Source organism: Pseudomonas sp. NY11955, from assembly GCF_048068035.1.
Taxonomy (GTDB): Bacteria; Pseudomonadota; Gammaproteobacteria; order Pseudomonadales; family Pseudomonadaceae; genus Aquipseudomonas.
Map to the genome: position 1 here is coordinate 1 of NZ_JBLUPS010000033.1, position 5,218 is coordinate 5,218.

1 protein-coding gene is annotated in these 5,218 nt (G+C 60.2%); it reads right to left on the minus strand.

The annotated features are described in order from the left end of the window. Window positions 1-5,218 (minus strand): immunoglobulin-like domain-containing protein (locus ACNFBR_RS29015; protein WP_416737861.1); only part of this gene is annotated, 5,218 nt, incomplete at both ends.

Here is a 5,218-nt window from a genome sequence, read left to right on the forward strand (position 1 = left end):
CGTGATGGTGTAGGTGATCTCACCACCTTCGGTGACCGAAGGTGTCGCGGTCAACTTGGCGATCACTTCGTCGGTGGTGTCGGTGACATCCACTTTCGCTGCGCCGCCCAGTTCCAGGTTCTCGAAGGTACGGCCATCGACGTCCACAGCCGACTTGATGCCCAGGTTGATTTCACCGGCGTCTTTGTAGACGTCGTCACCTTGAGCCGCGTGCTCGTACTTGGCGCTGGTGTCGCCCGCTTTGATGGTGACCTGGGCGTTGTTGCTCAAGGTCACGACCAGGTCGTGATCCAGCGGCTGGTTCACGTGCACGGTGAAGGTCGGCTTGACGTTCTCGGCGACCGAGGTCTGGTCGGCGGTAATGGTGACTTTAACCAGGTCACCTTCGTTGCCCGGAGTACCTGGCTCGTCGGTAACGGTGGTTTTGACCTCGGTCTTATCCAGGGTCAGTTTCTCGAACTTATCGACATCCGCGCCGTCAACGGTCGCGATCGATTTGATCACAGGGTCGTTGGTGCCGGTGTAGACGTTGTCCGGAGCGATGACGGTAACCGAACCGGTGGTGCCGTTGGCCGGCACGGTGATGACGGTCTTACCGTCGCTCAGCGTGAAGGTCAGGGCACCGTGGTTGTTGATCAGCAGACCGTCTTTGTTGGTCAGCGTGATGGTGTAGGTGATCTCACCACCTTCGGTCACGGACTCGGTGGCCGTCAGTTTCGCGATGACTTCGTCGGTGGTGTCGGTGACATCCACCTTCGCCGCGCCGCCCAGTTCCAGGTTCTCGAAGGTGCGACCGTCGATATCCACAGCGGACTTGATGCCCAGGTTGATCTCACCGGCGTCTTTGTAGACGTCATCGCCCTGTGCCGCGTGCTCGTACTTAACGCTGGTGTCACCGGCTTTGATGGTGACCTGAGCGTTGTTGCTCAGGGTCACGACCAAGTCGTGGTCCAGAGGCTGGTTGACGTGCACGGTGAAGGTCGGCTTGACGTTCTCGGCCACCGAAGTTTGGTCGGCGGTGATGGTGACCTTGACCAGGTCGCCCTGGTTGTTGTCGCCAGGCACACCCGAGCCAGGCTCGTCGGTGACAGTGGTTTTGACCTCGGTCTTGTCCAGGGTCAGCTTCTCGAACTTGTCGACATCCACGCCGTCAACGGTCGCGATCGACTTGATCACAGGGTCGTTGGTGCCGGTGTAGACGTTGTCCGGAGCAGTGACGGTAACCGAACCAGTCGTGCCATTGGCCGGCACGGTGATGACGGTCTTACCGTCGCTCAGCGTGAAGGTCAGCGCGCCATGGTTGTTGATCAGCAGACCGTCTTTGTTGGTCAGCGTGATGGTGTAGGTGATCTCACCGCCTTCGGTCACGGACTCGGTAGCCGTCAGTTTCGCGATGACTTCGTCGGTGGTGTCGGTGACGTCCACCTTCGCGGCACCGCCCAGCTCCAGGTTCTCGAAGGTACGACCGTCGATGTCCACCGCGGACTTGATGCCCAGGTTGATCTCACCGGCGTCTTTATAGACGTCGTCGCCCTGCGCCGCGTGCTCGTATTTAACGCTGGTGTCGCCGGCTTTGATGGTGACCTGGGCGTTGTTGCTCAGGGTCACGACCAGGTCGTGGTCCAGTGGCTGGTTCACGTGCACGGTAAACGTCGGTTTGACGTTCTCGGCCACCGAGGTCTGGTCGGCGGTGATGGTGACCTTGACCAAGTCGCCTTCGTTGCCCGGAGTACCTGGCTCGTCGGTAACGGTGGTCTTGACCTCGGTTTTATCCAGGGTCAGTTTCTCGAACTTGTCGACATCCGCGCCGTCAACGGTCGCGATCGACTTGATCACAGGGTCGTTGGTGCCGGTGTAGACGTTGTCCGGAGCGATGACGGTAACCGAACCGGTCGTGCCATTGGCCGGCACGGTGATGACGGTTTTGCCGTCGCTCAGCGTGAAGGTCAGGGCGCCATGGTTGTTGATCAGCAGACCGTCTTTGTTGGTCAGCGTGATGGTGTAGGTGATCTCACCACCTTCGGTCACGGACTCGGTGGCAGTCAGTTTCGCGATGACTTCGTCGGTGGTGTCGGTGACATCCACCTTCGCCGCGCCGCCCAGCTCCAGGTTCTCGAAGGTACGGCCATCGACGTCCACAGCCGAATTGATGCCCAGGTTGATCTCACCGGCGTCTTTGTAGACGTCGTCGCCCTGTGCCGCGTGCTCGTACTTGGCGCTGGTGTCACCCGCTTTGATGGTGACCTGGGCGTTGTTGCTCAAGGTCACGACCAGGTCGTGATCCAGCGGCTGGTTCACGTGCACGGTGAACGTCGGTTTGACGTTCTCTGCGACCGAGGTCTGGTCGGCAGTAATGGTGACCTTGACCAGGTCGCCTTCGTTGCCCGGAGTGCCCGGCTCGTCGGTAACGGTGGTTTTGACCTCGGTCTTATCCAGGGTCAGTTTCTCGAACTTGTCGACATCCGCGCCGTCAACGGTCGCGATCGATTTGATCACAGGGTCGTTGGTGCCGGTGTAGACGTTGTCCGGAGCAGTGACGGTAACCGAACCGGTGGTGCCATTGGTCGGCACGGTGATGACGGTTTTGCCGTCGCTCAGCGTGAAGGTCAGCGCGCCGTGGTTGTTGATCAGCAGACCGTCTTTGTTGGTCAGCGTGATGGTGTAGGTGATCTCGCCGCCTTCGGTCACGGACTCGGTAGCCGTCAGTTTCGCGATGACTTCGTCGGTGGTATCGGTGACGTCGACTTTCGCCGCGCCGCCCAGCTCCAGGTTCTCGAAGGTACGACCGTCGATATCCACAGCCGAATTGATGCCCAGGTTGATCTCACCGGCGTCTTTGTAGACGTCGTCGCCCTGTGCCGCGTGCTCGTACTTGGCGCTGGTGTCACCCGCTTTGATGGTGACCTGGGCGTTGTTGCTCAAGGTCACGACCAGGTCGTGATCCAGCGGCTGGTTCACGTGCACGGTGAACGTCGGTTTGACGTTCTCTGCGACCGAGGTCTGGTCGGCAGTAATGGTGACCTTGACCAGGTCGCCTTCGTTGCCCGGAGTACCTGGCTCGTCGGTGACAGTAGTCTTGACCTCGGTCTTATCCAGGGTCAGCTTCTCGAACTTGTCGACATCCGCGCCGTCAACGGTCGCGATCGACTTGATCACAGGGTCGTTGGTGCCGGTGTAGACGTTGTCCGGAGCAGTGACGGTAACCGAACCGGTGGTGCCATTGGCCGGCACGGTGATGACGGTTTTGCCGTCACTCAGCGTGAAGGTCAGCGCGCCATGGTTGTTGATCAGCAGACCGTCTTTGTTGGTCAGCGTGATGGTGTAGGTGATCTCACCGCCTTCGGTGACCGAAGGTGTCGCGGTCAGCTTGGCGATGACTTCGTCGGTGGTGTCGGTGACATCCACCTTCGCCGCGCCGCCCAGTTCCAGGTTCTCGAAGGTGCGACCGTCGATATCCACAGCGGACTTGATGCCCAGGTTGATCTCACCGGCGTCTTTGTAGACGTCGTCGCCTTGAGCCGCGTGCTCGTACTTGACGCTGGTGTCACCGGCTTTGATGGTGACCTGAGCGTTGTTGCTCAGGGTCACAACCAGGTCGTGATCCAGTGGCTGGTTCACGTGCACGGTGAACGTTGGTTTGACGTTCTCGGCCACCGAGGTCTGGTCGGCAGTGATGGTGACCTTGACCAGATCACCCTCGTTGGAACCGCCTGGGGTACCTGGGTTGCCCGGAGTACCTGGCTCGTCGGTAACAGTGGTCTTGACCTCGGTTTTATCCAAGGTCAGTTTCTCGAACTTGTCGACATCCGCGCCGTCAACGGTCGCGATCGACTTGATCACAGGGTCGTTGGTGCCGGTGTAGACGTTGTCCGGAGCGATGACAGTAACCGAACCGGTCGTGCCGTTGGCCGGCACGGTGATGACGGTTTTGCCGTCACTCAGCGTGAAGGTCAGCGCGCCATGGTTGTTGATCAGCAGACCGTCTTTGTTGGTCAGCGTGATGGTGTAGGTGATCTCACCGCCTTCGGTCACGGACTCGGTGGCCGTCAGTTTCGCGATGACTTCGTCGGTGGTGTCGGTGACATCCACCTTCGCCGCGCCGCCCAGTTCCAGGTTCTCGAAGGTGCGACCGTCGACATCCACTGCGGACTTGATGCCCAGGTTGATTTCACCGGCGTCTTTGTAGACGTCGTCGCCCTGTGCCGCGTGCTCGTATTTGGCGCTGGTGTCGCCGGCTTTGATGGTGACCTGGGCGTTGTTGCTCAGGGTCACGACCAGGTCGTGATCCAGCGGCTGGTTCACGTGCACGGTGAAGGTCGGCTTGACGTTCTCGGCGACCGAGGTCTGGTCGGCGGTAATGGTGACCTTGACCAAGTCGCCTTCGTTGCCCGGAGTGCCCGGCTCGTCGGTAACGGTGGTTTTGACCTCGGTTTTATCCAGGGTCAGTTTCTCGAACTTGTCGACATCGGCGCCGTCAACGGTCGCGATCGATTTCACGATCGGGTCGTTGGCACCCACGTAGACGTTGTCCGGGGCAGTGACAGTAACCGAACCGGTGGTGCCGTTGGCCGGCACGGTGATGACGGTCTTACCGTCGCTCAGCGTGAAGGTCAGGGCACCGTGGTTGTTGATCAGCAGGCCGTCTTTGTTGGTCAGCGTGATGGTGTAGGTGATCTCACCACCTTCGGTGACCGAAGGTGTCGCGGTCAACTTGGCGATCACTTCGTCGGTGGTGTCGGTGACGTCGACTTTCGCCGCGCCGCCCAACTCCAGGTTCTCGAAGGTGCGACCGTCGACATCCACTGCGGACTTGATGCCCAGGTTGATTTCACCGGCGTCTTTGTAGACGTCGTCGCCCTGTGCCGCGTGCTCGTATTTGGCGCTGGTGTCGCCGGCTTTGATGGTGACCTGGGCGTTGTTGCTCAGGGTCACGACCAGGTCGTGATCCAGCGGCTGGTTCACGTGCACGGTGAAGGTCGGCTTGACGTTCTCGGCGACCGAGGTCTGGTCGGCGGTAATGGTGACCTTGACCAGGTCGCCTTCGTTGCCCGGAGTGCCCGGCTCGTCGGTAACGGTGGTTTTGACCTCGGTCTTATCCAGGTTCAGATTTTCGAACTTCCACGCATCCGCACCGCTGACCGCGTCGATGGCGTTGACCACCGGCTGGTTAGCGCCGACGTAGACGTTATCCGGCGCGATTACGGTGGCCGAACCGGTG